Below are 3,533 nucleotides of genomic sequence, written 5' to 3'. Positions count from 1 at the left end.
ACGTGGGCGAGGATGCCGAAGGCCCAGATGTCGGCGGTGGGGCGGATGCGGGTGCCGCGTTCGCTGACCTCGGGCCAGAGCAGCTCGGGCGGGGTGTAGTCGGGGGTGGTGAAGAGGGGCGCGTAGGCGTGGGTGCCCTCCAGTTCCGCCGCCGTGCTGAAGTCCGCGAGGCGTACCGAACCGTCCTTCATCAGCAGGACGTTGGCCGGTTTCAGGTCGCCGTGGACCCAGCCCGCGTGGTGCAGCTGGTGCAGGCCCTCGCAGATCTGGGCCAGGGTCCGGGTGTCCCGCAGGGGGAGCGTGTCGAGGGAGCCCTCGGCGCGTTCGAGCACGAGGACGGTGGCGCCGTCCAGTTCAGGCAGGTCGGGGTCCTCCACCGTGACGACGTCGTACAGCCGGATCAGCCGGGGCGTCCGCAGCCGAGACAGCAACTCGACCTCGCGGTCGGCGAGTTCGCGCAGGTGGCGGAGTTGGCGGGGGGTACGGGTGCCGGTGGGGAGGAACTTCAGGGCGACGTCGCGGGGGAGGTCACGGGCGCTTGCGCCATCGACGCCACCAACGCGTCCCGCGCCGCTCGCCTCACGAACGCCGTCAGCGCCACCGACGCCGCCCGCGTTTCGAACACCTCCCGCACCTCCCGCGCTGCCCGCACCTCCCGCGCTGCCCGCGTCGCCAACGGCTCCCGCGCTGCCCGCGCCTCCCGCGCCGCGCGCGTTACCAGCGTCGCCAATGCCTCCCGAGCTTCCCGCACGGTCCCCGCCCTCGAAACGCCCGCCCGGCACCGCCGAACCCGCCGTATCCGGCACCCGCCGCCCCGCGTACACCGTCGCGAACGCGCCCGAGGCCAGTTCCTCGCGTACCTCCCAGGCTCCGATCCGGTACCCCTTCGGGATGGTGACGCTCACCGGGCCTCCCGGAGGGCGGGGGCGGAGAGGAGGACGAGGTCGTCCTCCTGGACGAGGTCGAAGCGGAGGGAGAGGGAGACGAGGGTTTCCTTCTTGCCGTTGAGGCGTCGGCCGCCGGGTTCGGCGGTGTCCTCGCGCAGCCGGAGCTTCACCGCGAGGTAGTCGATGTTCCAGTAGACGGCGGAGCGGGTGACGCCGGGCCAGGTGTCGCGGAGGCGGTCCACCAGGTCCTCCACGGCGGGCAGGGGGGCGTAGAAGTCGCCGCGCAGGCGGGGTTCGCACAGGGCGGTGAGGACGGCGAAGTAGCGCTTCGTACGGTCCAGGGAGAACGCCGGGGTCGTCACCGCCCCGCCGAGCCCCCGCCGGGACACGCTGTGGAAGACGTGGCGCGGGGCCCAGACGTCGAAGGCGAGGAGGTCTCCAGCGGCGGGCAGCACCACGCGGGAGAACTCGAAGGGAACCGGGGCCTCCAGCCTGCCCGGCGCGACCTTGACGTGCTCACCGGCGCCCTCGGGGTTCTCGACGACGTACGTCTGGTCCTCGCTGTGGTTGCTGAGCAGCCAGAACGTCCGGTCGGGAACGATCTCCCCGGCGACCCGGGGCACCCCCTCGTGCGCGATGACGAGCCCGCCGTCCGCCCTCCCGAACGGCAGCCGGTCCCCGGCACCGAGTCTGAGCTGGCCGTTCGCGCTCGCACACGACGGTGGTACGACGATGAGGCTGTGCATGGAGTCGTCCCCCTTCTCCGGGCAAGCCAGGGGGCACGGCCCCCGGTCCGATGGGGTGAGAGTAAAGGGAGGTTCAAGGTGTCCGCCACGCTTTGCCCGATACCGGCGGATCCGCGGGCGTGCACAGCACTCAGGCGTGCACGCCCGGAACGGGTCCGGTTGTGCACGCCTGAGGGGCCGTACCCGGCGGTCGCGTCAGCGGTTGTGGATGACCATCGTCTTGGACGCCTTGTCGTGCCAGCCCTGCTGGCGGCCCGACTTGTCCCAGAACGGGGACAGGTAGACGAGGAGCTGCCCGATGCCGCAGGCGAAGCTGCCGACCAGCGGGATGACCCAGCGGATGAACGAGGACCCCATGCCGGGCTTCTGGCCGGTCTCGACGTTCACGACCCGCAGCCCCACGGCGAGCTTGCCGAGGGTGGCGCCCTTGAGGCCGACCATCAGCCACTCGTACACGAAGCTGACGACGGTCAGCAGGAGGACTATCGCGGTGATCTTGCCCCCGATATCGCTGGCGGCGTCGTTCACGCACGCCTCGTACACCGCCGAGGAGGCGTTCGCGTCGCACTTGTTGACGGAGCTGATGCTGCCCGCGACACCGGCGATCAGGAACGCCAGGTAGACGACGAAGATGACGGCGCCGTCGATGAGGCGCGCACCGAGGCGCCGTCCCATCGACGCGACCTGCGGGCCGCCCGTGTTGTAGCCGGGGTGACCGCCGGGGCCCTGCGGGTAGCTCGGGTAGCCCTGCGGCGGCTGCTGCCCGTACTGCGGTTGCCCGTACTGCTGCTGGTCCTGGGGGTAGCCGTAGCCCTGCGGGGGCTGGCCGTACCCGGGCTGCTGCGGCTGGCCGTAGCCGCCGGGCTGCGGCTGCTGGGGCTGCTGGCCGTAGGGGTTGCCGGGCGGCGGCGCGCCGAAACTCATGGCTGGATTCCTCCGTTGGACTGCGCGGGGACGGCGCGGGCAGGACGGAGGAATGTCGATTCGTGAGCGGTTCTTCCCCCGACCTGACCGCTGATGTGCGGTTTTCATCGTTGATTGTCGGGCGAGTTCTTGTCCAGCCGGATTCGCCGGGTGTTGTGCAAGTGCAACATCGGTGACAGGAGTGACCGGATTGGAAGCGGGGACCGGTCATCCGCGAGGATGGCCGCATGACCGCCCAGATTCTCGATGGCCGGGCCACCGCGGCCGAGATCAAGTCGGAGCTGACCACGCGCGTGGCGGCGCTGAGAGACAGGGGCGTCACGCCCGGCCTCGGCACCGTCCTCGTCGGCGACGACCCCGGCAGCCGCAAGTACGTCGCCGGCAAGCACCGGGACTGCGCGGAGGTCGGCATCGCCTCCCTCCAGCGCGAACTCCCCGCGACGGCCACGCAGGACGAGATCGAGAAGGTCGTCCACGAGCTGAACGAGGACCCGGCCTGCACCGGCTACATCGTGCAGCTCCCGCTCCCCGCCGGCATCGACGAGAACCGCATCCTCGGCCTCATGGACCCCGTCAAGGACGCGGACGGCCTGCACCCCACCAACCTCGGCCGCCTCGTCCTCGGCGAACCGGCGCCCCTGCCCTGCACGCCGAACGGCATCCTCACCCTCCTGCGCCGCCACGGTGTCGCGATCGACGGCGCGGAGGTGGTCGTCGTCGGACGCGGCGTCACCATCGGCCGCCCGATGCCGCTGCTGCTGACCCGGCGCAGCGAGAACGCGACGGTGACGCAGTGCCACACGGGTACGCGGGATCTCGCCGCGCACCTGCGCCGGGCGGACATCGTCATCGCGGCGGCGGGCTCCGCGCACCTGGTCCGCGCGCAGGACGTGAAGCCGGGGGCGGCCGTGCTGGACGTGGGGGTGTCGCGGGGGGCCGACGGCAAGATCGTCGGGGACGTCCATCCCGACGTCCG

The 3,533-nt window shown here is 71.6% G+C and carries 4 protein-coding genes; 1 reads left to right on the top strand and 3 read right to left on the bottom strand.

Going from position 1 to position 3,533, the window contains the following annotated elements; genetic code table 11:
- From AOK24_RS51455 to AOK24_RS33100, 3 genes are all read right to left on the bottom strand, one after another.
- Positions 1–905 (bottom strand): protein kinase domain-containing protein (locus AOK24_RS51455; RefSeq protein ID WP_240554241.1); only part of this gene is annotated, 905 nt, incomplete at its 3' end.
- Positions 902–1,633 carry a hypothetical protein gene (locus AOK24_RS33105; protein WP_055723709.1) on the bottom strand — a complete coding sequence of 244 codons (732 nt, stop codon included), beginning with the start codon at positions 1,631–1,633 and terminating at the stop codon, positions 902–904. The genes AOK24_RS51455 and AOK24_RS33105, both read right to left, overlap by 4 nt.
- 195 nt (positions 1,634–1,828) lie before the next feature.
- Positions 1,829–2,557 carry an RDD family protein gene (locus AOK24_RS33100; protein ID WP_055723708.1) on the bottom strand — a complete coding sequence of 243 codons (729 nt, stop codon included), beginning with the start codon at positions 2,555–2,557 and terminating at the stop codon, positions 1,829–1,831.
- A gap of 227 nt (positions 2,558–2,784) precedes the next feature.
- Here AOK24_RS33100 and AOK24_RS33095 point away from each other — a divergent pair.
- The coding region (locus AOK24_RS33095) for a bifunctional methylenetetrahydrofolate dehydrogenase/methenyltetrahydrofolate cyclohydrolase (RefSeq protein WP_055723707.1) at positions 2,785–3,533 on the top strand (749 nt) is incomplete at its 3' end.

It is taken from the genome of Streptomyces niveiscabiei, from assembly GCF_001419795.1.
Taxonomy (GTDB): Bacteria; Actinomycetota; Actinomycetes; order Streptomycetales; family Streptomycetaceae; genus Streptomyces; species Streptomyces niveiscabiei.
Note: the sequence above shows the minus strand (reverse complement) of the source record. Positions and strands in the feature narration are given on the sequence as shown.

Coding starts and splice junctions, on each gene's coding strand:
- AOK24_RS33105 (WP_055723709.1), bottom strand. CDS start 1,633: ATGCACAGCCTCATCGTCGTACCACCGTCGTGTGCGAGCGCGAACGGC.
- AOK24_RS33100 (WP_055723708.1), bottom strand. CDS start 2,557: ATGAGTTTCGGCGCGCCGCCGCCCGGCAACCCCTACGGCCAGCAGCCC.